Here is a 22,111-nt window from a genome sequence, read left to right as displayed (position 1 = left end):
CGCCGTCATGCTGAATCCTGTGCTGTTGTTTCACTGGATCGAAGCCTCCATCGGGTCGAACCCGCAGCTCGAACCGGTCCTGCGGACCCGACCATCGGCTGACGTTACAATGGTTCGAACGTCATGCCCGACCTACTGATCCTTGCGCACACCGACAATGACCCATTCTCATGACCGGTCGCTGACCGCACTTTCCGACGCGCAGCGATTCGAGTTGCTCGTCACCAGCGTGAAGGACTACGCCATCTACATGCTGGACACCGAGGGCATTATCGTCAGTTGGAACGCCGGTGCGCAGCGCTTCAAGGGCTACACGGCGAGCGAGGTCATCGGGAGGCACTTCTCCCTTTTTTACACTGACGAAGACAAGCAATCGGGATTGCCTCAGAAGGCTTTGGACAAGTCCGCCGAACGCGGAACGTTCGAGGCCGAAGGATGGCGTTTGCGCAAGGACGGTTCGCGCTTCTGGGCGAATGTCGTCATTGACCCGATTCGCGACGCGACGGGCACCCTGGTCGGGTTTGCGAAAATAACGCGCGACATCTCTGAGCGCAAGGTTGCGCAGGAGTCGTTGCGCCAGAGCGAAGAACAGTTCCGCCTCCTCGTCCAGGGCGTGACGGACTATGCAATCTACATGCTGTCTCCGGCAGGCGATGTCATCAGCTGGAACGCCGGCGCCGAGCGCATCAAGGGATATCGAGCGGCCGAAATCATCGGCAAGCACTTCTCGCGTTTTTATACCGAGGAGGACCGAGCGGCCGGGACACCTGCCCGGACGCTGGCCATCTCAGCCAAGGAAGGTCGTGTGGAACTCGAAGGCTGGCGCGTTCGCAAGGACGGAAGCCAATTCTGGGCTCACGTGATCGTCGATGCAATCCGGGACGAATCCGGGACGCTTGTCGGCTTCGCAAAGATCACTCGCGATGTGACCGAACCCAGGCGGGCAGCGGCGGAGTTGGAGCAGGCCAATCTGGCGCTTGCCCATGCACAGAAGATGGAGGCCATCGGTCAGGTGACGGGCGGGGTGGCACACGATTTCAACAACTTGCTGGCCGTGTTGTCGAACGGTTTACAGGTGCTCGCCGCCCAGTCGCGAACGCATCTGGACGTCAAGATGATCCAGACGATGCAACGCGCTATTGATCGTGGCGCATCGCTCACCCAGCAGCTTCTCTCGTTCGCCCGCCAGCAACCGCTGAAAATCGAGAAGGTTAATCTCAATGCACTGATCAGCGAGTTCGAACCCATGCTGCAGCGTGTCGGAAATGCGTCGATCAGGTGTCAGGTCAAGCTTGCTTCCGAAAAGCCAACGGTCCTGCTGGATGGTCCGCGATTTGAGGCCGCGCTCCTCAATCTCGTGGCGAATTCGCGCGACGCAATGCCCGATGGCGGGACAGTCGTAGTCGGCACGGAGATCGTCGAACTTCAGCACGGCATGGTCGGCACGCTTCCCGCTGGTGCGTACGTCAGGATCTCTATCGCAGACACCGGAACGGGCATGTCACCCGCTGTGGTGTCGCGCGCTCTGGATCCGTTTTTCACTACCAAGGAGCCCGGACGCGGAACAGGCCTCGGCTTGAGCCAGGTATATGGATTCATCACCCAGTCGGGCGGCGACATTGTGATCAGAAGCGTCGAGGGCGAAGGCACGACCATTGAGCTCTATCTGCCCAAAGTCGAAGACGAGGCAAACGCCGCAATCGAGTATGCCGGCCGTTTGTCGGTCGAAACCGTCTTGCTGGTCGAAGACGAACCCGACTTGCTGGGCGCGGCCTCCGAGTTGTTCCAAAGTATCGGCTATGAAGTATTGGTGGCCAGTAACGCATCGGATGCGGTTGAAATACTGAAAAAGAACCCCGCCATCAATATCCTTTTCAGCGATGTCGTGATGGGGCATGGAATGAGCGGCATTGAGCTGGCAGCCCTTGTGAGGCGGGACTATCCTGCTGTGAAAATCGTGTTGGCTTCCGGCTTTCCGCTGTTGGCGCTGCGCCGGGATCATGGTGAGCTCGGCGACTTCACTTTTATATCCAAACCCTACCGGCTGGCAGAGCTGGCCAAGGTGCTGCGCGCCTCGTAGCGGCCATTGAAGTGGGCGTAACCCGGTTCCGCCGGTCGCGATTCCCCGGAAGCCTCCTAGATCAGTACAACAAACTTTCCTCTCGCCTCATTGCGCTCCATCAATTCGTGAGCCCCCGGCACCTCGGTCAGGCCAAATACACGCGTTGGCCGGCCTCGATACAAACCACCCGCCGCGAAATCCACGATCTGCTGCATTGGTACGTCCGACAGCGGAAATTCCGGAGTCCCGAAGATAAAACTTCCAAAAAAACTCATCTGGACACCGCTTGCCATCTGACCGGGCGGATTGAACCCGGCGAGAGGGGCAAGCCCTCCAAGAAACCCCGCGAGGCAGACACGACCGCCCCGGCGCGTTGCGCGCAATGAGTCCAGAACCGTGCTGTTTCCGATGAGATCGAGCACCGCGTCAGCCTTGCCGCCTGGCCAACCCGGCGCCGCAAGCAAATCCTCCTGCGCCGTCACCGCATGTGCAGCGCCAAGCGAACGCAGCAAAGCTTCGCTGCCTGATCGACGGGTGGTCGCAATCACATCGGCACCGAGCTGGCTACCGATGTCGATAGCCGCCTGTCCCAGGCTCGACGTGCCCCCGCGTACGACGAGTCGCTGCCCGGCCTTCAATTCCAGGTTCCGGTGAAGGCACGTCCAGGCAACCGCATAGGCTTCCGGCAGTGCAGCGAGAATTCCCCAGTCAAGTGTGGTTTCAACGGCTATGACATTGGAGGCAGGTACCACGACGTACTCAGCATAACTACCGTTGATCGTTCGTCCCATTCCGCCCATCAATGCCATGACCGTCTGGCCCTCTCGGAGAACCCCCGTCGCATCCGCAACAACGGTCCCAACACATTCGATGCCGCCAATGTCTGCCACGTCCCCCCACAATCCGCGACGCATATAGAGTTCGGCCCGGTTCAGGCCAAATGCACGAACGCGAATCAGGATACAACCCGGCCTCACCGCAGGCTCCGGCACATCGACGACTTCCATCACTTCCGGACCACCAAATCCTTTCCTCGAAATTGCCTTCATGTCGATCTCCTCAATGGGAGAACGAATGGTAGGATCGGTCATCATCGAAATAAATTACGATGTTTCGACAAAGATTGAAGTCAGATCCTACAATGAATGAACCCACGCTTTTACAGTTGCAATGCTTCGAGGCTTTAGTGACCGAGGGGAGCTTTGCCGCGGCCGCAGCGCGTCTGAACCGGACGCATCCGACCGTCCACGCGGCTGTGACGGCGCTGGAGGCGCAGGTAGGCATGGTGCTGCTGAACAGGGCCGGGTATCGGGTCTCGCTCACAGAGCAAGGCGCCGCGTTTCGCTCGCGGGCGGCAGTATTTCTTCGTCAATATGAAAATCTGCGGCGAGAAGCCGCCCAGCTCGCTGCCGGGCAAGAGGCCGAGTTGCGTGTGGTCGTGGGTGACCTGTGTCCTTTGCCGGAGACCTTGGGTCTGCTGAGACGGTTCTTTGAGAGCCATACAGGCACACGCCTGACGTTGCTGTTCGAGGCTATAAGCGGCCCGTGGGAACGGCTGCGCAATGGCGATTGCGAACTGATCTTTCATCACCTCGACAAACCGTCGCCGGCGATCGAAAGCATCGAACTTTTCGAAGTGAAACTGGTGCCGGTCGCAGCACCTGGGTTTCTCCAGCAGCCTCTTGACGAATCGCTCACGCCCGATGATTTGAGGCCCTATGTGCAGTGCGTCATTCGTGACACGAGCACGCAGCCATCAGACGCCAATTACTACCTGATCGAGGGCGCGCCGACCTGTACCGTGCCTGACCAGTTGATGAAGCGTGAACTGATTGTGCAAGGGCTGGCGTGGGGCCATATGCCGTCTCACCTTGTGGCCGGCGACCTCCGGGAACATCGGCTGGTGTCGCTGGAAGGAAGGCATCTGCGCGGCGCCACGCTCAAGCACTACGCAGCGCGCCGTCGGGACACCGCTCACGGGCCCGTTGCACAGAAACTCTGGATTCAGCTGCTGGAACAGGAGACAGGCCGGGGAAATCCCGGGTCCCCTTAGTTAAAGTATTGACGCGTATTGCCGATATGCAGTCCAGACACTGCCCCATTCAATCCGTCCGACCGTTGCATTGTTACCGCAGCAAAGACGCCACCCTGGTCATGCCATTGGCTCTTTCGCCACGCAAGTTCCAACGGTTGGCTTCAGGTGGGTCCAAAGTGCCTCCTGAAGCCGGGCCGATTTATCCCGAAACCATAAAATGGCCCTTCACGTGCGACGAATTGAGTTTGCCCTCCTGCTGTCTGGTCTGGTCAGCCTCATCCTCATGTCGTTGTCCGGTTGTCACCAGCAAGCCCCCTCTTCTTCCAGTGCAACCGCGCCGGCCAGGACCACTATTACCGCGTTGATATGGGCGCCGGACTGGCCGGAGCAGATGCTCCAGATTGCCGCTGAATTCACCAGGCTCAATCCGGACATAAGCGTGAATGTGCAGTTCATGATCGGCAATTCGGTCGAAGAAAATATCAAGCCCCGGATCGCCTCCGGCAATTTGCCTGATCTGCTAAGTGTCAACCCTAATGCCTACTCGGCTGAATTGGCCGATCAACACATCCTGGCAGACGTCAGCGGGACAGCGGCATGGAACAACATGCTGGATCCTCTCAAGGGAGACTGGACCAGTCGCCAATCCAGGAGTTTTGGAATATCCGGCGGCGTGGCTACGACGCTGATCTATTACAACCAGGCCATGTTCGCGAAGGCGGGTATTAAGGAACTGCCAACCAATTTCCACGAATTCCTGACGATTTGCGAGCAGCTCAAACGGGCGGGCTTTACACCAATCATGTGGAACGGAGGTTTTCCGAACATGCTCGGCAACGGCCCCTTCAGTTCTGGCTTTGCCAACAACATGGTAACGCGCGAGCCGGACTGGAAGCGGAAAATGGGCGACGGCACGCTGGATCTGAACACGCCTCAGGTTGCCGATATCTTTGCCAAGATCCTGCTGATGCCGGACCGTGGTTACGTTCAGGACGGATTCATGGCGACGGATTACGATGAAGGCATACGGCTGTTCAAGGAAGGCAAGGTCGCGATGGCGTTTCACGGCAGTTGGGCTGCCGGCCTGTTGCTGCACGGCAATCCTTTCAACGTCGGCGTGTTTATTCCGCCCTGGAACGCGCCCGGCGAGCGGGTGGTACCTGTCATTGGCAGTGAAACCGGGTTTGCGGTGTGCGAGACTCCCAACAAGGCCGCAGCAATGCGTTTTCTCGAATTCATCGCCGGGAAGGGGTTCTCGATCCTGCAAAGGAAACGCCAGAACATCCCCCCATTCAAGCAAGTCCCGGGAGAGATTGTGAGCGACCAGAAGATTGTTGACTACACGAACGGGGTCAGTCGCTATCCGGTGACCTCCAGCCCGTACTATTCGGTTCTCCCCTCCAACTCGATCGAGCGGGTGCATCGGTTGATGCAGGATGTGCTGTTCAAGAAGATCACGCCCAGGCAGGCGGCCAAACTCCTGGACGAGTCCGTCAAGAACGAAGCGAAGATGCACTACAAATGAGCTTACTCATTGGTGCGTTGCTAAATAGGCTGAGAAGCGCGTTCGCGTACCTCTCGCTGGATCTGCTGCGCCGGATCGAAATTCGTTACCGGCTGATCACCGCATTCATTCTGCTTTCCCTGATACCCATACTTATTTCGGGCTACATATCATATGCAGAGTCGACCGAAGCGATCAAGGACAAGGCGGAGATATTCTCGAAGGAGATGGTCAAGCAGGTGTCCAGGAACATCTCGTTGCTCATGGAGCAGATCGAGACGGAAAGCAGCGTGGTTGTACTCTCCGATCAGGTTCAGGGCGCACTTACAAGGGTCGCGCACGGCAGCGCAAAAGAACAGAGCGAAGCGCACCAGGATATGACCCGCTTGCTCCTGGAGCACTACGGATCGGTTGATTTCATCAACCAGAAATACCTGCTCGACAAGAACAACCGCATCCTGGACACCCAGGCGTTCGCGCAACTGACCCGGGGTGTGATGGGCCTGGTGGAGCTGGCTCCCGATCGGAACGGCCGCCCTTACTGGGGCAGTTACGACAACGGCGTTGGCCAGCAAAACCTCGGCATGGTGCGTGCCATCATAGGCAAGAGTAACAACCGGCGCATCGGCACGCTGGTCCTGGTGATTCGCCCCGAACATTTCTCGACCATTTTCAATGACGTCGCCTTGGGGAGCGGAACCGAAATCTGTGTTATCGATGCCAGCAACAAGAAGCTGATTGTCCGCGCCGACGGCACCTCCACGAACCCCGACGGGACAATCGTACCCGGCCTGATCGCAAAGATCGCAAGCAACGCGCCACACGAGCCGGGTGGTTTCGTCGACTTCGAGGGCAAGCACGGGGAGCGTTATCTTGCCGCGTACACCAGCATTCCCGGCACGACATGGTTTGTGGTCAGCACGGTTCCGGAAAAGAAGCTGATGGCGGAAGCCCAGTCCGTGCGCAACCAGATCGTGCTGGTCGGCATCTCGGGGTTCCTGCTCTCCATCTTCCTGGCCTACTTCATTTCACACAGCATATCGGCGCCGCTGAAAGAACTCGTGCGAAAGATGCACGATACAGGTAACGACGCGGGAGCCGAGGCGGAGGTGCTTGCAGAAGCGCACGGCGATGCAGGCGGTAAGGATGAACTAGGCAGGCTGGCGCAGCGTTTTGAAAGAATGAGTGCGGCGATCAGGCAGAAGATCCAGAAGATCAACGAGATCAATGCCTCCCTCGAGCAGACTGTCGTCAATCGAACGGCAGAACTCGTCGCGAGGGAGCAGGAGTCGCGAACGTTGATCGAGAACTCGCCGGACACGATCACCCGCTACGGCCGCGACCTCCGCCGCATCTACGCCAATCCCGCCTTCTGTGCGTCGGTGGGGCGCAGCCTCGGCGAATCGCTCGGCAAGCGGCCCTCGGAGATCCCCGGCGGCGCCAATGCCCTCACCTATGAGAAGAAGATAAGCGAAGCCATCTCAAGCGGAAAAAGCGGGCAATTCGAGTTGAGATGGTCCAGCAAGGATGGACAGGAACAATGCGCTCATATCCGCCTGACACCGGAGATTGACCGGTCGGGCAAGGTGAACTCCGTGCTGGCTATCGGTCGTGACTTATCGGACCGGATGGCATTCGAGGCGACCATCTGGAGACAGGCCAATTTCGATGCGCTGACCCAGCTTCCGAACCGTCAGATGTTTCATGAGCGTCTCGACCATGAAGCCAGGATGTCACATGGTTCCGGACGGTCCATGGCGTTGATGCTGATCGACCTGGATCGCTTCAAGGAGGTCAATGACTCCCTCGGACACGACACAGGGGACATCCTGCTGATCGAGGCTGCCCGCCGCATCACTTCATGCGTGCGCGAATCCGACACCGTCGCTCGTCTTGGCGGTGACGAGTTCACCGTCATCCTGTCCAATCTGGACGACACCGAAAGTATTGAGCGAATCGCGAAGACCATCATCACGACGCTGGCCGAACCCTTCAAGCTCGGCCCGGATGAGGCGTTCATTTCCGCCAGCGCCGGCGTCACGCTTTACCCCAACGACGCAAGCGAACTTGATGTTCTTTTCAAGAACGCCGACCAGGCCATGTACGCCGCCAAAAACGCCGGGCGCAACCGTTTCAGCTACTTCACGCCTGACTTGCAAGTGGCGGCGGAAAATCGCCGGCGTCTCATGAACGATCTGCGTGCCGCCCTGCATGGCGACCAGTTCGAGGTCCATTACCAGCCCATCGCTCATCTGGCGACCGGCGACATTTACAAAGCCGAGGCACTGATCCGCTGGCAGCACCCCGAACGCGGCACGATCAGCCCGGTGGAGTTCATTCCATTGGCTGAAGACACCGGGCTGATTGTTCCAATCAGCGACTGGGTGTTCAAGCAGGCCGTGCATCAGGTCCGTCAATGGCGCAACCGGTTCCATCCGTCTTTCCAGATCAGCGTCAACATGTCTCCCGTGCAGATTCGTCAGGACAGCATGGTTTGCACCCAATGGTCCGACTATCTCATTCGGGAAGGCATGCCCGGGGAGAGTGTTGCGGTTGAAATAACCGAGGGCTTGTTACTGGACGCCGGATTGAACGAGAAACTCCTGACCTTCCGCGATGCGGGGATCCGGATCTCGATCGACGACTTCGGGACGGGTTATTCGTCCCTCGCCTATCTCAAGCGCTTCGACATTGACTACCTCAAGATCGACCGTTCATTCGTCCAGAACCTCTCCTTCGACGCGGACAATCAGGCGCTTTGCGAAGCAATGGTCGTGCTCGCACACAAACTGGGATTACAGGTCATTGCGGAAGGGGTGGAGACAATCGAGCAACGTGATTTCCTCATCTCCGTGGGGTGTGATTTTGCCCAAGGTTTCTTGTATTCCGAACCGGTTGCGCCTGATCAATTCGAGGTGCTGGTATGGCCGAACGTTGGGGAGGGTGCGGCGGGTCATTCCTGCGTTGTCCCTCAGCGCGACGAACCGTGCACCGAACATGCAGGCGGACTTTCGGCATAAGTCCGCCCTGCACTTTTGTTGATTGGCAGGCAAGCGCTCCGGCCACCCGGCTTCTCGATGGACAATCGGCGACTTGGAACTATACTGGCCTCCCTGGAGGTTTCAATGGCCGAACAAGACAAACTGCATCCACTCCGCCCGTTCCTTAAGAACTGGGTTTGGGAACATGGTCGAATTGGGACTCGCTATCTGGACTGCACTGATGGCGAAATCAAGTTTGACGAAGGCAAGAAATCGCATTTCGCAGCCGAGCAATATATCTACGTGCCCCTCGATAAGAACGCTGAAACCGGTGTGTCTGCGGAGAGCCCGGCGATCCTTGACGCGGGACTTGCGCGGTTTCTGCGGGCTGCGCAGTCAGGCACGCCGGAGGACGCCGGTTCCGTCGCGGAGGTCCAGCGCGCAGTGCAGGACTGTGTGGAACTCGGCCTCTACAGCGCATATCAACTGGAGGCTCGCGAGGCAACGGCGCGCTATGCAGAAGAGGCCATGTTCGACGACGAAATCCGCGCGGCGGTTGTCGACGACATCCGGCGCATTTATGTCGGCATGCGCGAACAACTGGCGCTATACGATTTCAGTGTGCTGTACGGATTGCCCACGCCGCTGCTGATCAGCGAGACGCCTTTCATCGACTGGCGCACACGTACCAACCCGGGACTTCCCTACGTCTCTCTTCCGCTGGGACCTTACTGCCTGCTGGTAGGCGCGCCATCGGGCAGAAAAAGCAAGATTGGCCCGGTGGTATGGAAAGCTGCCAGCGCCATGGGTCCGTTGAAGGATCACAACCGCCTGATCGTGCAGCACGCACGTCTGTGGCTGGTGGCGACTACCGATGACCAGCTTGTCGCCATACAGAGCCGCTTTGCTCCACCCAAGGATCCAGCAGCAGAGGACGCGAAGCCTTGAAATAAGCTGGGTTGCGAGCTGAGTTGAAGCAAGGAGCAACGGCGATCTTCCCGGATCGCTCGTTGCCCTTCGCCATGATCGCTAGTTGTTCAACGCCCCACGACCTCATCCACGCCTTTCAACACCAGTCCGAAAAACTCGTCGGCGTGAGCGGAATTCAGCCAGCGGACCACCACCGCCATCTTTCGTTCAGGTTCGATCCAGGTGAACGAACTGCCCGCGCCAATTGCAAAATAGCTCGACGCCGGCACGCTCGGAAACACGCGGCGCTCATGATTGAGCCACACGAGATAACCGTAGTACGGCGCAAGCGCGCAAGGCGTTCGCATGCGCGCGAGCCATTCACGCGAGATGATCCGGCGCCCGTTCACCAGCCCGTCATCGATAAAAAGACGCGCGACCTTGAGTTGATCGTTCGCGCTGATCGACAGTCCGCCACCCCAGTGCGTCCCGCCCGGCACCGATTGCATGCGCTGCCCGTTGAGTTCGATCCAGGCATTGTCATATCCCACCCATTGCCAGTCTTCACTGGCGCCAAGCGGCTGCATGATTGCCTCGCGAAACACCTCCGGCAGCGGCCGGCCGAACAAATGCAGCAGCGCCAGCGAGAACAGGTTGATGCGGACGTCGTTGTATTCCCAATACGTGCCGGGCGCCTGCACTTGCCGCAGGTCACCCTTCTTGCCATCGGGCGCACGGCCGAAGGTCACTGCACGAAAATGGTCCGCCTGGTCTGACAATCCAAAGCACTCGCCTCGCCATTCGCTCGTCTGCTGAAGCAGATGCGCCCAGGTGATGCGGGCGTTGTGCTCATCATCGAAGCCAATACCCGGTACGCGTATATGCACCGGCTCGCTCACGTCCGGCAGCAAGCCGCGGTCGAACGCCACGCCCGCCAGCAAGGCAAGGTAGGTCTTGGCGATGCTGAACGTCAGGTCGGCCCGATCCGGTTCTCCCCAGGTCGTGAGCACCTTGCCATCGACGGAAATCGCACCGGAAACGGGACCGCGATCGTGCACCGGGCCCAGCAGCCGGTTCCACGGCGGCGGGTCGTTCACATGCACGCCCCAGGCGCCGTCGACATTGCGGTCCCACAGCGATTCATGATCTATCGCGAACTGTATGGCTTGCTGCAAATCCTTCATATCGGTCATGTCCAGAAAATTTCATCCAACGGTTCAATGCACTTTCAGGCGCGTTCGCGCCCACAGCAGCGTGAAGAGACTGATGATGGCCGCGAGCATCAGATAGAGGCCGGGCGCCAGGTTATTGCCGGTGACCGCAATCAGCGAAGCCACCGCAAGCGGCGTGAAACCGCCGAAGACCGTCGTGCCCACGTTGTAGCCGACCGCCATGCCGGTGGTGCGTGTGCGAACCGGAAACAGGTCCGACATCAACGCGGGAATGGGGGCGAAATAGACGGCTTTCAGTACCGCGACCCAGATGACCGCGGCAAGCAACGTCAGCAGCGACGGATGCGCATTCATGAACATGAACGCCGGATAAATGGTCACGAAGAATACCGAGCCCGCGCCGAGCATGATACGGGTGCGGCCCACTTTATCCGACCAGTGGCCGACCATCGGCGTCAGCACCATCACGATAAAACCCGCCGCCAGCGTCGCGATAAATCCATACGAAGGCGCAAGCCCAAGCTGCCTGCTTGCGTACGTCGGCATGTAGAGCAGCATGTAGTTCGCCGTGGTCGTCAGCACGAGTGAACCGATACACACCAGCATCCGTTCCTTCTGCGTGGTCATCACTTCGCGAATGGGCGAAGCGGAACGTTCCGTGCGTTCGAACTCCGGGGTTTCATCGACATGACGGCGGATATACCAACCCACCGGACCGATCAGGATGCCGAACAAAAATGGAATACGCCAGCCCCAGCCTTCGAGTTGCGCCGGTGTAAGCGTACTCGTCAGCACCGCGCCGAACGCCGATGCAACCAGTACGCTCGCGCCCTGGCTCGCGAACTGCCAGCTCGCCATGAAACCGCTGCGCGCGGGCGCGTGCTCGGTGAGGAAAGCCGTGGAACTGCCGAACTCGCCGCCCGCCGAAAATCCCTGCAACAGCCTCGACGCGAAGATGCCGATGGGCGCAAGGAGACCAATGGTCGCGTAGCCGGGCATCAGCGCGACCATGCCGGTCCCGAGCGTCATCATGGCGATGGAAAGCGTTAGTGACGCCTTGCGGCCTTTGCGGTCGCTGTACGATCCCAGCACGAACGCGCCGACCGGGCGCGCAAGATATGAGAGCGCAAAGGTGCCGAGCGTCAGCAGCAGCGACACGGTTTTATCGGTGGTCGGAAAGAACAGTTTCGATAACGTCGATGCAAAATAGCCATAGACCACGAGATCGTAGAACTCGAGCGCATTGCCAATGGATGTCGCGACAATCAGCTTGTAAATGCTGGCATGTCGTCGTGTTGTGGGCAAAACGGCGGCGGCGGAGTCGGTGCTCATCGGGCGCTCCTCCGCACGAAGCCGGGGTGGTCAGATTCGCCCAGGTCCCAGAACAGCCCGGCCATGATGCACAGCCCCTCACGCACGACACTTCCAAGCAAATGCTCGTTGGGTGCGTGCTGCGAGCAGCCTGGATACGAATGCGGCACCCATAGCGTGGGCATGCCGAGGATGTCCGAGAAGACATCATTGGGCAGCGTGCCTCCCAGGTTCGGCAGGAGCACGGGCGCCCGGCCGGTGGTCTGCTTAAGCGAGCGCACGGCCCATTGCACCCAGGCGTTGTCGGGGTCCACGCGCGTGGCGGGCGTACCCCGGTCGACCTCGACGCTGACCCTCTCGAAGCCTCGTTCATCCAGATGGCGACGCACGATCTGCTCGAGGTTTTTCCAGTCCGTTCCGACCACGAAGCGGATCTGCATGTACGCGAATGCGTGCGGCGGGATTGCATTGACCGGCTTCTCGGGATTGCCGGTCCGGAACGCCAGCACCTCCATGTTGTTCCAGCCGAATACACGTTCAGCCGGCGTGAGGCCGGGTTCGCCATAACCGGTGTCGACTTCCGGTTCGCCCGGATTGCCGCCGACGGTAATGCCCTCCAGCGCGCGCCGCACCGCTTGCGGCACTTCGGGCGGCCTGAGGCCTTCAACCAGGATGCGCCCGTTGGCATCGACCATCGACGCAATCGCGCTCGCCAGCACCACGGCCGGATTGCGCAGCAAGCCGCCCCAGTTGCCCGAATGATGGCCGCCTTCACGCAGGTTCACATCGAGCTTGAAATTCACCACGCCTCGGGAACCGAGAAAGACTGTCGGGTGCGCGGCGCCCAGGCGCGGGCCATCGGAGGCAATCAATACGTCGGCGCTCAATTCGTCGCGAAGCATCTCGCACACCGCATGCAGGCCCGGCGAGCCGACCTCTTCGCCGGTTTCCACCAGCAGCTTCAGGTTGAAGCCGAGCCGTCCGCCCCGCGCGCCGAGCACGGCCTTGAGCGCGGCCAGGTTGATGCTGTGCTGGCCCTTGTTGTCGGCGGTGCCGCGTCCGTACCAGTGATCGCCGGCAACGGTGACCTGCCACGGCGACATGCCGTCGCGCCACTGCGCGTCGTAGCCCCGCACGACGTCGCCATGCCCGTAGGTCAGGACCGTCGGCACATCATCGCTTTCATGACGATGAGCGACCAGGAACGGCCCTGCGCCCTTGGCGGGATTGTCGACGAGCCGGAAGGTGAAACCGAGTTCGGCCAGGAGAGGCGTGATCTCCTCGCTGAGATACGCGCTCAGCAAGGGGCCGCTTTCCGGCTCCTGGCTTTCGGTGCGCATTGCCACGCGGCGACGCAGGTCTTCGAGAAAAACGCCGGAATCGTACAGACCGGCTGCAGCTTGAATAGCGGACTCGCGTGTCACTTCTGGTCTCCGATGAAGCACGCCAAAGGCGTAGGGTCTTCTGGTCCGGGAAATCGATGACGCGATCTTGATACCGCCGATATTTATGGACAATGACAATATTTGGCAGAGTGCGTTGCCGAAACGGCAAAGCTCCAATGAGGCCATGTCATGCAAACCACCGCGCTGCGTTATTTTCTGGAAGTCGCCCGAAGCGGATCGCTAAGCAAGGCGTCCGAGCGTCTGTTCGTGGCCGTGTCGGCGCTGAGCCGGCAGATTGCAAAGCTGGAGGACGAGATGGGTGTACCGCTGTTCGAGCGGCGGCCGCGAGGCATGGTGCTGAGCGAGGCGGGACGCCTCCTGGCCGCGCATGCGCATCGCAGCCTGATGGAGCAGGATCGGGTCACCGAAGAGATTCGCGGCTTGACGACGGACCGTCGCGCGACGATTCGCGTGTCGAGTTCCGAAGGCGTTGCCCGGGATTTCCTGCCGCAAGTTTTCGCCCACTTCCTGAAGACCTGGCCGGCGGCGCATTTTCAACTCGATGTGGACACGCCGACCGAAGCCACGCAGCGGGTGCGTGACGGCACCGCGGACATTGCCGTGTGCTTCAGCGTTGCGCCGGAAAAGGACGTCAGCGTGCATTACGCGCATCGGGCGCCCATCTTCGCACTGGTCGGCCAGGACCATCCGTTGGCGCAGCAGTCCTCCGTCTCGTTAGCCGATTTGAAATCCTGGCCGCTGGCGATATTCGACGAAGGCGTGACCGTCAGACAATTATTCGATATCGCCTGCAGCCTTGAAGGCCTGAGCTTCGAGCCCGTGTTCGTAAGCAACTACGGCAGCGCACTGCAGAGCTTCGTGCAACAAACGAAGGCGGTTACGCTGGTCGGTTACCTGACCGTGCGCAGCCGCCTCAAGCCGGACAACCTGGCGATCGTGCCCATCAGCAACACTGAACTGCACCAGCGGACACTCCAGGTTCAGACCATGGCCGGGCGTACGCTGCCCAAGGCCGTGGCCGCGCTTCTCGAACTGCTGATCACAGCGATTCAGGATCCAACGTGCCTGGACTGATGTTACTACTCAGGTGTTGCTACTCAGGTGTTGTTACTCAGGCGTTGTTACTCAGGCGTTGTTACTCAGGCGTTGTTACTCAGGCGTTGTTACTCAGGCGTTGTTACTCAGGCGTTGTTACTCAGGCGTTGTTACTCAGGCGTTGTTACTCAGGCGTTGTTACTCAGGTCAAACCCGGGATCCATGAAGTACCGGCGAGCGGCACCCGTGCCATCGCAGCCGCTTCGACCGTCAACGCAACCAGATCCTCAGGCTCCAGGTGATGGACATTCTGCTTGCCGCAAGCCCGCGCGATGGTCGTCAGTTCCATGTTCAGCGTCTTCAGGTAATTGCGTACCCGGCGTGAGCCTTCTTCCGGCTGCACGCGCTGTTCCAGCAACGTGTCTTGCGTGGTGACGCCGACCGGGCATTTGCCGGTATGGCAGTGATGGCAAAAACCCGCCGATGTGCCCAGCGCTGCATAGTCAGCCGCAGCCGAATGCAGGCCACCGTTCTGGAAATAGGTATCGCTGTTGCAGCCGAGCGCCATCAACATGCCTTGTCCGATCGCCACGGCATCCGCGCCCATCGCCAGCGCCTTTGCAATGTCCGCACCCGTGCGAATCCCACCCGACACGATCAACTGCACCTGCCCTTTCATGTTCAGGTCCTCGAGCGCATCCACCGCCTGACGGACAGCCGCCAGCGTTGGAATGCCGACGTTCTCGATAAAACACGTCTGGGTCGCGGCGGTGCCGCCTTGCATCCCGTCGATCACGACCACGTCAGCGCCTGCATGGACGGCAAGCTTCACGTCGTTAAAGGTGCGCGTTGCGCCGACCTTCACATAGATCGGCTTTTCCCAATCCGTGATCTCGCGCAGCTCCTGGATCTTGATCGCGAGATCATCGGGACCCGTCCAGTCCGGATGACGGCTCGCCGAACGCTGGTCGATGCCGGCGGGAAGCGTACGCATGGCGGCCACACGCGGGTTGACCTTCTGCCCAAGCAACATGCCGCCGCCGCCCGGCTTCGCGCCCTGCCCGATCACCACTTCAATTGCGTCGGCGCGGCGCACGTCGTCGGGATTCCAGCCATAGCGTGACGGCAGGCATTGATACACCAGCGTCTTGGACGAGCGGCGCTCTTCCTGCGTCATGCCGCCGTCGCCGGTTGTGGTGGATGTCCCCATCGCGGTAGCGGCCTGCCCCAACGCTTCTTTCACGTTGGCCGAAAGCGCGCCAAAACTCATCCCTGCAATCGTGATCGGGATATCCAGCACGATGGGTTTCTTTGCAAAGCGTGTACCGAGCACCGTCCTTGTCGCGCATTTCTCGCGATAGCCCTCAAGCGGATAACGCGAGAGCGACGCGCCGAGAAACAGCAGGTCGTCGAAATGGGGCACCTTGCGCTTCGCACCGAGGCCGCGGATTTCGTACAGTCCGCGCTGTGCCGCGCCGTGGATATAGTCGATCGTGCTGCGGTCATAACCTGCTGACTCTTCTTGCTGCAGCCGTGCGAAATGAACCGGTTTGGGTTCCATGGGGACCTTCTCAGAAGAACGGGATGTCAATAATCCTGGTTCGCGCCGGCGTTCCAGTGGTAGAGGGTGCGCGCCGAAGCAATGCGTTTGAACGACATCGGATCGTGATTCAGTCCCGCCGCTTTCAGCAGGTCGCGAACCACCGAGACATCGGTGTCGGTCATCTCTTCGTATTGGGCGTCGGCGCCTAGCGACTTCACCGACCCGCGTACATACAGCACGGCTTCGTAGAGAGAGTCGCCCAGCGCGTCGCCTGCGTCGCCGCAGATCACCATGCGGCCCGCCTGCGCCATGAACGCGGAGAAGCTGCCGACCGATCCGCCGACCACAATGTCGCCGCCTTTAAGCGAGATTCCGCAGCGCAGGCCGGCATCGCCGTCGATCACAAGCAGGCCGCCATGCGCCGATGCCCCCGCGCCATTCGACGCGAAGCCTTTCACGTGAACCTTGCCGCTCATCATGTTTTCCGCGACGCCCGTGCCCGCACTGCCTTCCACGATGATCGTCGCGTGTTTGTTCATGCCGCCCGCGTAATAGCCGGCATGCCCGTCGATCAGCACCTGCACCGGTGCATCCACGCCGACCGCCAGATTGTGGGCACCGTTCGGCGAAACGACCGTCACGTGGCGGCCTTCGAGCGTCTCGGGCGCGCCATGAAGAAACTGGTTGACCTCGCGGACCGACGCTTTCTCCAGGTCAAAGATCACGCTTTCCATACGTACATCTCCTCGGGTGCGGGCTCAAACACTTTGGCGTGCTTGATATCGGGCAAGTGCGCCAGCGACCGGAATTCCGATGCGATTGCGACATAGTCATCGGTCTCGGCCACGACCGCGGGTTTGCACGCGAAGGGATCGCGGATCAACGCCAGTTCCGTCGATGTGCCCATCAGGAAGGTGTAGAAACCGTCGAGTTCCTCGAAGCCCTTTTGCAGCGCTACCGGCAATTCATCGCCTTCGCGCAGCCGCCACTCGAGAAAGCGGCAGGCGGCTTCGGTGTCGTTGTCGGTATCGAAGTGAATGCCTTGCGGTTCGAGCATGCGGCGCACGCCGTAGGGGTTCGACAGCGAGCCGTTATGCACCAGGCAAAAATCCTCGCCGGCCGTGAACGGATGCGCCCGGTCAGGCGTGACCGCCGACTCGGTGGCCATGCGTGTATGGCCCACGAGATGCGAGCCTTTCAGGTTCGCGAAGTCATAGCGCGCGGCAACTTGCGCCGGCGTGCCGATGTCCTTGTACAGATCGATCGAACGTCCCGTGGAAAGCAGGTACACCTTCGGGAACGCAGCGCGCAGCCAGGTCTTCACGGCTTCCGGGTCACCCTGCAAGGTCAGGATCGCGTGATTGCCTTGCACGTCCACCTGCGCGTCCACATTCATGGCGCCGTTCAATGCGGCGGTCAGTCCGCTCCAGTCGAAGCGGTCGCCTTCAGGAGTGAATCCCGAATACAGGCTGAGTTTTCGCCTGGCGGCGTCCAGCGGCGCGCCAAACACCGCGAGGCCGGCCGAGTCCGGGCCGCGCTCGGTCATGCCGATCAGCATCGGCACCATCAGTGCGCCAAGCTGCTCGCGCAGTGCCGGCGTTTTCACCAGCAAGCCTACGATTCCGCACATCGTGTTTCTCCTCAGAAAAATTCCAGATAGCTTTTCATTTCCCAATCCGACACATGCCGCATGTATTCGAGCCACTCCATGCGCTTGAGCTTGAGGAACTCATCGGCGACAGGACCGAGCGCATCGCAGATCAGGCGGTCGCTCTCGAGCGCGTCCAGCGCATGCTCAAGGTTCTGCGGCAACACGCCGATGCCATGTTCCCGCAGCTTCGCCGGCGACCACTCGTAGAGGTTTTCATTAGCCGGAGCGCCGGGCGACAACTCGCGGTCCACGCCATCCAGACCCGCCGCAATCACGGCGGCCGTCGCCAGATACGGATTGCACGCGCCGTCGGGCAGACGCAGTTCAATGCGCTCGCCCGGCACGCGCACCATGGTCGAGCGGTTGTTGTCGCCGTAGCTGATATACGCGGGCGCCCAGGTGGCGCCGGTCAGCGAACGGCCCACCACCAGCCGCTTGTATGAGTTCACGGTCGGGTTGCACAGCGCGGTGAGCGCCGGTGCGTGAGCGAGCAGACCGGCCGTAAATTGATAGGCCAGCTTCGACAGGCCCATGCCCGACGGATCGCTTTTGTCTGAGAAAAGATTGCTCGCGCCATCGCCAATCGACATGTGCATGTGCATGCCATTGCCCGGGCGGTTCGCGAACGGCTTGGGCATGAACGAGCAGATCAGGCCCATCTCGTTCGCGATCTCGGAGGCCGCCATCTTGAAGAACACGAAGTGATCGCAGGAAGTCAGGCAATCCGTGTACGTATAGTTGATTTCGAACTGGCCGTTCGCGTCTTCATGATCGATCTGATAGACGTCGATACCTGCCGCGCGCATGGACTCGGTGAGCTTTTCCAGGAACGCGCGGGTACGCGACAAACCCTTGTAGTCGTAGCAGGGTTTGGCGAGCGTATCGCTGGCGTCGCACGGCTCGATAACGCCCGTCACCGACCGCCTAAGCAGCGAGAACTCCGGTTCAAGCCCTGTAAACAAGGTCCATTTGCGATCGGTCAGGCGGGTGATCTGCTTTTTTAGCGTCACGCGCGCGTCGTAGGCCCAGGGTTCGCCCTTGACATGTCCTTCACAGACAATGCGCGCGGTACCGCTTTGCCACGGCACGGTGGTGAGGGTGGAGAGATCGCCGACCGCCATGAAGTCCGGGCCGTTCGGCTCGATGCCCACGCCCCAGATCGCGAAACCCGCGAACCCGGCGCCCGCGGTCAGAATGCTGTCGAGGTGCGCGACCGGCACCGACTTGGCCTTGGCCACGCCGTGGATATCGACGAACTGCGCCAGCACGTATTTCACGCCTTGCTGCACGAGCCAGCTTTGCGCGTCCCGCGCGGATTCAAAACGCGGGACCGTACCAAGCTCTGTGCCGAACTCCGTGCCAAGCTCCGTAAGCGGCGCGTTGCTGCCATCGTTCAGGTTCATCGTGACTCCCTGCATCGTCTATCGTTGGTTGAAAAAGCCATGCTCCTTTTGCATGGCCCGATTACGACCCACTCGAAAGTCACCCATCGCGGCGATCCACAAGCAAGTTCGCAGTATGTTCATGAATTTATTGATATGCAACAATAATTCATGTCATGAAACTCATCAAACGTAGCTCGGCGTTCGTACCCCAACTGATCTGCTAACCTGCCGTTTTCTCATGAGGCGTGCAATGCAAACCGAGGATGACCGCAAGAACCCGCTTGAGCATTACCTTGGTGCGACCATCCGCGAACTTCGCCAGCGCCATGGACTGACCATTGCGCAGGTTTGCGAACAGGCCGGCATCAGCCGCGGCATGCTGTCGAAGATCGAAAATGCCCAGACTTCGACCGGACTCGACGTGCTTAACCGGATCGCCCAGGCCCTCGGCGTGTCAATGTCAGCTCTATTTCGCAACTACGACGTTCCCGACGGGGGCGCTCAGTTCGTCAAGAAGGGGGCAGGCATGGAGGTGGTCCGCAAGGGCACCAAACGCGGTCATACCTACCACCTGCTCGCCTATGACCAGGGCCCCAAAAAACTCTTCGAACCGTTCCTCATCACGATGGATGACGAAGCGGAGAGATTCCCGGTCTTCGAGCATCCCGGCACCGAATTCATTCACATGCTGAAAGGCGTGATTGAATACCGGCACGGCCAGCAAACCTATGTCCTGCATCCGGGCGACACCCTCACGTTCCAGGGCGATGTTCCGCACGGTCCGGAGAAGCTCATCAAGATGCCCATCCAGTTCCTGTCGATCATCCTGTACCCGCCGGCTGCAGCCGAATAAAGACTCCGGACATTCTTCGATATAGCAATGCAACGATCGTGCCACGTTTCCCTTTGAGAACTAAAAGTTCATAGCAGGAAACCATCTGGCGAGCATGGGAGAAGGCACGCACGGCCATATGGAAAACGCGACCGCCTTATGGCGGTGCGCTGTTTGTCTTGCCTGGTGCGTCGACGCACACTGCCGGGTGGCCCGCTTATAAAGTTCATCACAAGCGCTTATGCAAAGCGTGCGGGAGTCGGGAGATGGGTCCGCGCTCTCGGCAACATGCTTATTTCATCACAAGCTGAAACGTTGGTCGCCAGGTCAGGGGTACTCTGCATTCATCCGAGACTCTCACCGCAGGAGCGTTCCAATGAAAAGACAAATCATCCGCGTCGAACCCCTTTCCTCGTATCTGGAAAGATGGAACGCACCCGCCTCCGTCATGACCCGACATGGCGATACCCTGTATGTTTCTGGCCTTCCCCCGTTCGATCCCGACACGGGCGAGGTCGTCAACGCATCGATTGAACGTCAGACCGAGCTTGCTCTCGAGCAGCTGAAGCTTTGCCTCGAAACGGCGGGGTCGTCACTGGAGAACGTCTTGAAGTGCAATGTGTATTGCACGACGGTCGAGAAGTTTGCGGCCATCAATGCGGTCTACGTACGCTATTTTCCCGAAGACCCGCCTGCCCGGATCTTCGTCTGCGTGCCCGCATGGGCGGGAAATTTCGACATAGAGATCGATTGCATCGCAGCCGTTTGAACCACCGCCAAAAAAAGTCTGCAGCGATCCGTGCACTCTGCATAAGTTTGCCTAATGCAAAGCGGCTTAGCATGTCGCCTCCTTAGAATCCGCTCATCGATCTTTTTTCAGGAAGTGCCATGAGCCATTACGACTTCATCGTGATCGGCGCCGGGGTTATCGGCGCGTCGGTTGCCCATCATCTCGCGGCGCTCGGGGCGAAAAGCGTGCTCGTTGTGGATCGCGGCACGATCGGCGCCGGCACGACCTCGCAGTCGTCGGGACTTTTGCGCACGCACTATTCCGTGCGGCAGAACGTGGAGCTCGCGCGTTCATCGTGGCATGCGTTCAACAACTTCGCCGCTTGTGTGGACGACGATGAAGCCTCGTGCGGTCTCGTCAAGTGCGGTTATATGATCTGCGCGCCCGAAGGCGACAAACTCGCGCCGCTGCAAGCCTCGCTCGACGCGCAGCAAAACATGGGTATCGAAGTGCAACTGCTCTCCAGGGCTGAAGCCCGCGAGCGGCTGCCGATTGCCCACTTCGACGACGCCGCCTTGATCGGCTACGAACCCGAGGCGGGTTTCGCCGATGCCTATCTGGTCGCGACCGGCTTCGCGCGCTCGGCTCGCCGGCGCGGCGTGAAGATCATGGAGAACACAACCGTGACCGGGCTCGTACGCAATGGCCGCCGGGTGACCGGCATCGAAACGTCGGCCGGCACGTTCAGTTGCGGGACGCTGATCAGCACACAGAACATCTGGACCCCGGAACTCGCGGAGTGGATTGGCGTGCCGCTGCCCGTCAAACCGGAACGGCATACGGTGCTCGCGCTGGAATGCGACGGTGCTCCCTACACATTCGGCATGCCCGCCTTCAAGGATCTCGGCTCGCCGGGCATGCTTTATTTCCGCAGCTACGGCGGCAGTCAGATGCTGGTGTCCGAAGGCGTGGTCGGAGAAACGCTGAGTGCTCCTGAAACCGAGCAAGGTGATATCTCGCTCGACTATGTTGGTGAAGTCGGTGCGCAGGTTGCCGAACGCTTTTCCGCCTACGAAATGGCGGGGCTCGCTTCATCGTGGACGGGCGTGTATGACGTCACGCCGGACTGGAATCCCGTACTCGGACCAGTTGGAGATATAGAAGGACTGACCGTCGGCTTCGGTTTTTCCGGGCATGGCTTCAAGCTGTCACCGGGGATCGGAAAAATTCTTGCGCAGCATGCGCTGGGACAGACTACTGACGTCTCGCTCGCGCCGTACTCGCTCGATCGTTTTGCGAGCGGTGCGTTGCTGGTCGGCAAATACGGTTCAGGTGCGGTGTCCTGATCGTTTCGACGGTAACCTCGAAAATTCCCGTCTGCGTGAAACGGGTCGTCGATGCCAACTCCGGGTGCGCGGCTTGTGTCAGTCGCGATAGATCACATAGCCCTTCGATAAAACACAATGGATAACGCAGCACTCATCGAGCAGTACGGTCCCCGTGAATCCATGGAGTACGACGTCGTGATCGTGGGCGGCGGTCCTGCGGGGTTATC

17 protein-coding genes are annotated in these 22,111 nt (G+C 59.9%); 9 read left to right on the top strand and 8 right to left on the bottom strand.

Annotated features, from left to right (window positions below):
- The first annotated feature begins 157 nt into the window (after nt 1-157).
- Entirely contained in the window at nt 158-2,080 is a 1,923-nt protein-coding gene (locus AWB69_RS38025) for a hybrid sensor histidine kinase/response regulator (RefSeq protein ID WP_075644065.1), read from the top strand.
- 56 nt (nt 2,081-2,136) lie between these two features.
- On the opposite strand, the gene AWB69_RS38020 is transcribed toward AWB69_RS38025, so the two are convergent.
- A complete protein-coding gene (locus AWB69_RS38020; protein WP_062091931.1) occupies nt 2,137-3,111 on the bottom strand; it encodes a zinc-binding dehydrogenase in 975 nt (324 codons plus the stop codon).
- Nucleotides 3,112-3,203: 92 nt separating this feature from the next.
- Here AWB69_RS38020 and AWB69_RS38015 point away from each other — a divergent pair, with 92 nt between their 5' ends.
- From AWB69_RS38015 to AWB69_RS38000, 4 genes are all read left to right on the top strand, one after another.
- Complete coding sequence (locus AWB69_RS38015; RefSeq protein WP_062091930.1) at nt 3,204-4,115, top strand: LysR family transcriptional regulator; 912 nt, start codon at nt 3,204-3,206, stop codon at nt 4,113-4,115.
- A gap of 265 nt (nt 4,116-4,380) precedes the next feature.
- Complete coding sequence (locus AWB69_RS38010) at nt 4,381-5,622, top strand: ABC transporter substrate-binding protein (RefSeq protein ID WP_062091947.1); 1,242 nt, start codon at nt 4,381-4,383, stop codon at nt 5,620-5,622.
- The gene (locus AWB69_RS38005) at nt 5,619-8,621 is read left to right on the top strand and encodes a bifunctional diguanylate cyclase/phosphodiesterase (RefSeq protein WP_082913766.1); all 3,003 of its coding nucleotides are present in this window, start codon (nt 5,619-5,621) and stop codon (nt 8,619-8,621) included. The genes AWB69_RS38010 and AWB69_RS38005 overlap by 4 nt, the downstream gene beginning before the upstream one ends.
- A 105-nt stretch (nt 8,622-8,726) precedes the next feature.
- Nucleotides 8,727-9,530: a hypothetical protein gene (locus AWB69_RS38000; protein ID WP_062091929.1), complete on the top strand. Its 804-nt coding sequence runs from the start codon at nt 8,727-8,729 to the stop codon at nt 9,528-9,530.
- Between the two features lie 89 nt (nt 9,531-9,619).
- Here the strand turns inward: AWB69_RS38000 and AWB69_RS37995 are convergent, their stop codons facing one another.
- From AWB69_RS37995 to AWB69_RS37985, 3 genes are read right to left on the bottom strand one after another with little or no spacing between them, the layout of a single operon-like run.
- Complete coding sequence (locus AWB69_RS37995; RefSeq protein ID WP_407923076.1) at nt 9,620-10,684, bottom strand: serine hydrolase domain-containing protein; 1,065 nt, start codon at nt 10,682-10,684, stop codon at nt 9,620-9,622.
- Nucleotides 10,685-10,708: 24 nt separating this feature from the next.
- The gene (locus tag AWB69_RS37990; protein ID WP_062091928.1) at nt 10,709-11,995 is read right to left on the bottom strand and encodes an MFS transporter; all 1,287 of its coding nucleotides are present in this window, start codon (nt 11,993-11,995) and stop codon (nt 10,709-10,711) included.
- Nucleotides 11,992-13,398 (bottom strand): M20 family metallopeptidase, encoded by a 1,407-nt coding sequence (locus tag AWB69_RS37985; protein ID WP_062091927.1) that lies wholly within the window; start codon nt 13,396-13,398, stop codon nt 11,992-11,994. Before AWB69_RS37985 ends, AWB69_RS37990 begins: the two co-directional genes overlap by 4 nt.
- Before the next feature lie 150 nt (nt 13,399-13,548).
- Here AWB69_RS37985 and AWB69_RS37980 point away from each other — a divergent pair, with 150 nt between their 5' ends.
- The gene (locus AWB69_RS37980) at nt 13,549-14,454 is read left to right on the top strand and encodes a LysR family transcriptional regulator (RefSeq protein ID WP_062091926.1); all 906 of its coding nucleotides are present in this window, start codon (nt 13,549-13,551) and stop codon (nt 14,452-14,454) included.
- Between the two features lie 163 nt (nt 14,455-14,617).
- Here AWB69_RS37980 and AWB69_RS37975 read toward each other — a convergent pair whose 3' ends face one another.
- Genes AWB69_RS37975 through glnT form a run of 4 tightly spaced genes read right to left on the bottom strand, consistent with a single transcriptional unit; the run spans nt 14,618 to nt 19,012 of the window.
- Nucleotides 14,618-15,976 carry an FMN-binding glutamate synthase family protein gene (locus AWB69_RS37975; protein WP_062091925.1) on the bottom strand — a complete coding sequence of 453 codons (1,359 nt, stop codon included), beginning with the start codon at nt 15,974-15,976 and terminating at the stop codon, nt 14,618-14,620.
- Between the two features lie 26 nt (nt 15,977-16,002).
- Nucleotides 16,003-16,692: a GltB/FmdC/FwdC-like GXGXG domain-containing protein gene (locus AWB69_RS37970; protein WP_062091924.1), complete on the bottom strand. Its 690-nt coding sequence runs from the start codon at nt 16,690-16,692 to the stop codon at nt 16,003-16,005.
- Nucleotides 16,680-17,588 (bottom strand): class II glutamine amidotransferase domain-containing protein, encoded by a 909-nt coding sequence (locus tag AWB69_RS37965; protein ID WP_062091923.1) that lies wholly within the window; start codon nt 17,586-17,588, stop codon nt 16,680-16,682. Before AWB69_RS37965 ends, AWB69_RS37970 begins: the two co-directional genes overlap by 13 nt.
- An 11-nt stretch (nt 17,589-17,599) precedes the next feature.
- On the bottom strand, nt 17,600-19,012 hold the full coding sequence (glnT, locus tag AWB69_RS37960) for a type III glutamate--ammonia ligase (RefSeq protein WP_082913768.1): 1,413 nt from the start codon (nt 19,010-19,012) through the stop codon (nt 17,600-17,602).
- A 232-nt stretch (nt 19,013-19,244) separates the two neighbouring features.
- Between glnT and AWB69_RS37955 the strand changes: the two genes are divergently transcribed.
- From AWB69_RS37955 to AWB69_RS37945, 3 genes are all read left to right on the top strand, one after another.
- The gene (locus AWB69_RS37955; protein WP_062091922.1) at nt 19,245-19,847 is read left to right on the top strand and encodes a helix-turn-helix domain-containing protein; all 603 of its coding nucleotides are present in this window, start codon (nt 19,245-19,247) and stop codon (nt 19,845-19,847) included.
- Nucleotides 19,848-20,202: 355 nt separating this feature from the next.
- Nucleotides 20,203-20,595: a RidA family protein gene (locus AWB69_RS37950; RefSeq protein WP_062091921.1), complete on the top strand. Its 393-nt coding sequence runs from the start codon at nt 20,203-20,205 to the stop codon at nt 20,593-20,595.
- Nucleotides 20,596-20,714: 119 nt separating this feature from the next.
- Nucleotides 20,715-21,902 (top strand): NAD(P)/FAD-dependent oxidoreductase, encoded by a 1,188-nt coding sequence (locus tag AWB69_RS37945; RefSeq protein WP_062091920.1) that lies wholly within the window; start codon nt 20,715-20,717, stop codon nt 21,900-21,902.
- The last annotated feature ends 209 nt before the right edge of the window (nt 21,903-22,111 follow it).

Source organism: Caballeronia udeis (assembly GCF_001544555.2).
Classification (GTDB): Bacteria; Pseudomonadota; Gammaproteobacteria; order Burkholderiales; family Burkholderiaceae; genus Caballeronia; species Caballeronia udeis.
This window is presented reverse-complemented; position numbering and strand designations above follow the sequence as displayed.

Bases quoted from the DNA above. Each gene is read 5' to 3' on its own strand.
- AWB69_RS38025 (WP_075644065.1), top strand. From the start codon at position 158: ATGACCCATTCTCATGACCGGTCGCTGACCGCACTTTCCGACGCGCAG.
- AWB69_RS38010 (WP_062091947.1), top strand. From the start codon at position 4,381: ATGTCGTTGTCCGGTTGTCACCAGCAAGCCCCCTCTTCTTCCAGTGCA.
- AWB69_RS37980 (WP_062091926.1), top strand. From the start codon at position 13,549: ATGCAAACCACCGCGCTGCGTTATTTTCTGGAAGTCGCCCGAAGCGGA.
- AWB69_RS38020 (WP_062091931.1), bottom strand. From the start codon at position 3,111: ATGAAGGCAATTTCGAGGAAAGGATTTGGTGGTCCGGAAGTGATGGAA.
- AWB69_RS37990 (WP_062091928.1), bottom strand. From the start codon at position 11,995: ATGAGCACCGACTCCGCCGCCGCCGTTTTGCCCACAACACGACGACAT.
- AWB69_RS38005 (WP_082913766.1), top strand. From the start codon at position 5,619: ATGAGCTTACTCATTGGTGCGTTGCTAAATAGGCTGAGAAGCGCGTTC.
- AWB69_RS37950 (WP_062091921.1), top strand. From the start codon at position 20,203: ATGAAAAGACAAATCATCCGCGTCGAACCCCTTTCCTCGTATCTGGAA.
- AWB69_RS37955 (WP_062091922.1), top strand. From the start codon at position 19,245: ATGCAAACCGAGGATGACCGCAAGAACCCGCTTGAGCATTACCTTGGT.
- glnT (WP_082913768.1), bottom strand. From the start codon at position 19,012: ATGAACCTGAACGATGGCAGCAACGCGCCGCTTACGGAGCTTGGCACG.
- AWB69_RS37995 (WP_407923076.1), bottom strand. From the start codon at position 10,684: ATGACCGATATGAAGGATTTGCAGCAAGCCATACAGTTCGCGATAGAT.
- AWB69_RS38015 (WP_062091930.1), top strand. From the start codon at position 3,204: ATGAATGAACCCACGCTTTTACAGTTGCAATGCTTCGAGGCTTTAGTG.
- AWB69_RS37945 (WP_062091920.1), top strand. From the start codon at position 20,715: ATGAGCCATTACGACTTCATCGTGATCGGCGCCGGGGTTATCGGCGCG.
- AWB69_RS37965 (WP_062091923.1), bottom strand. From the start codon at position 17,588: ATGTGCGGAATCGTAGGCTTGCTGGTGAAAACGCCGGCACTGCGCGAG.
- AWB69_RS38000 (WP_062091929.1), top strand. From the start codon at position 8,727: ATGGCCGAACAAGACAAACTGCATCCACTCCGCCCGTTCCTTAAGAAC.
- AWB69_RS37975 (WP_062091925.1), bottom strand. From the start codon at position 15,976: ATGGAACCCAAACCGGTTCATTTCGCACGGCTGCAGCAAGAAGAGTCA.
- AWB69_RS37970 (WP_062091924.1), bottom strand. From the start codon at position 16,692: ATGGAAAGCGTGATCTTTGACCTGGAGAAAGCGTCGGTCCGCGAGGTC.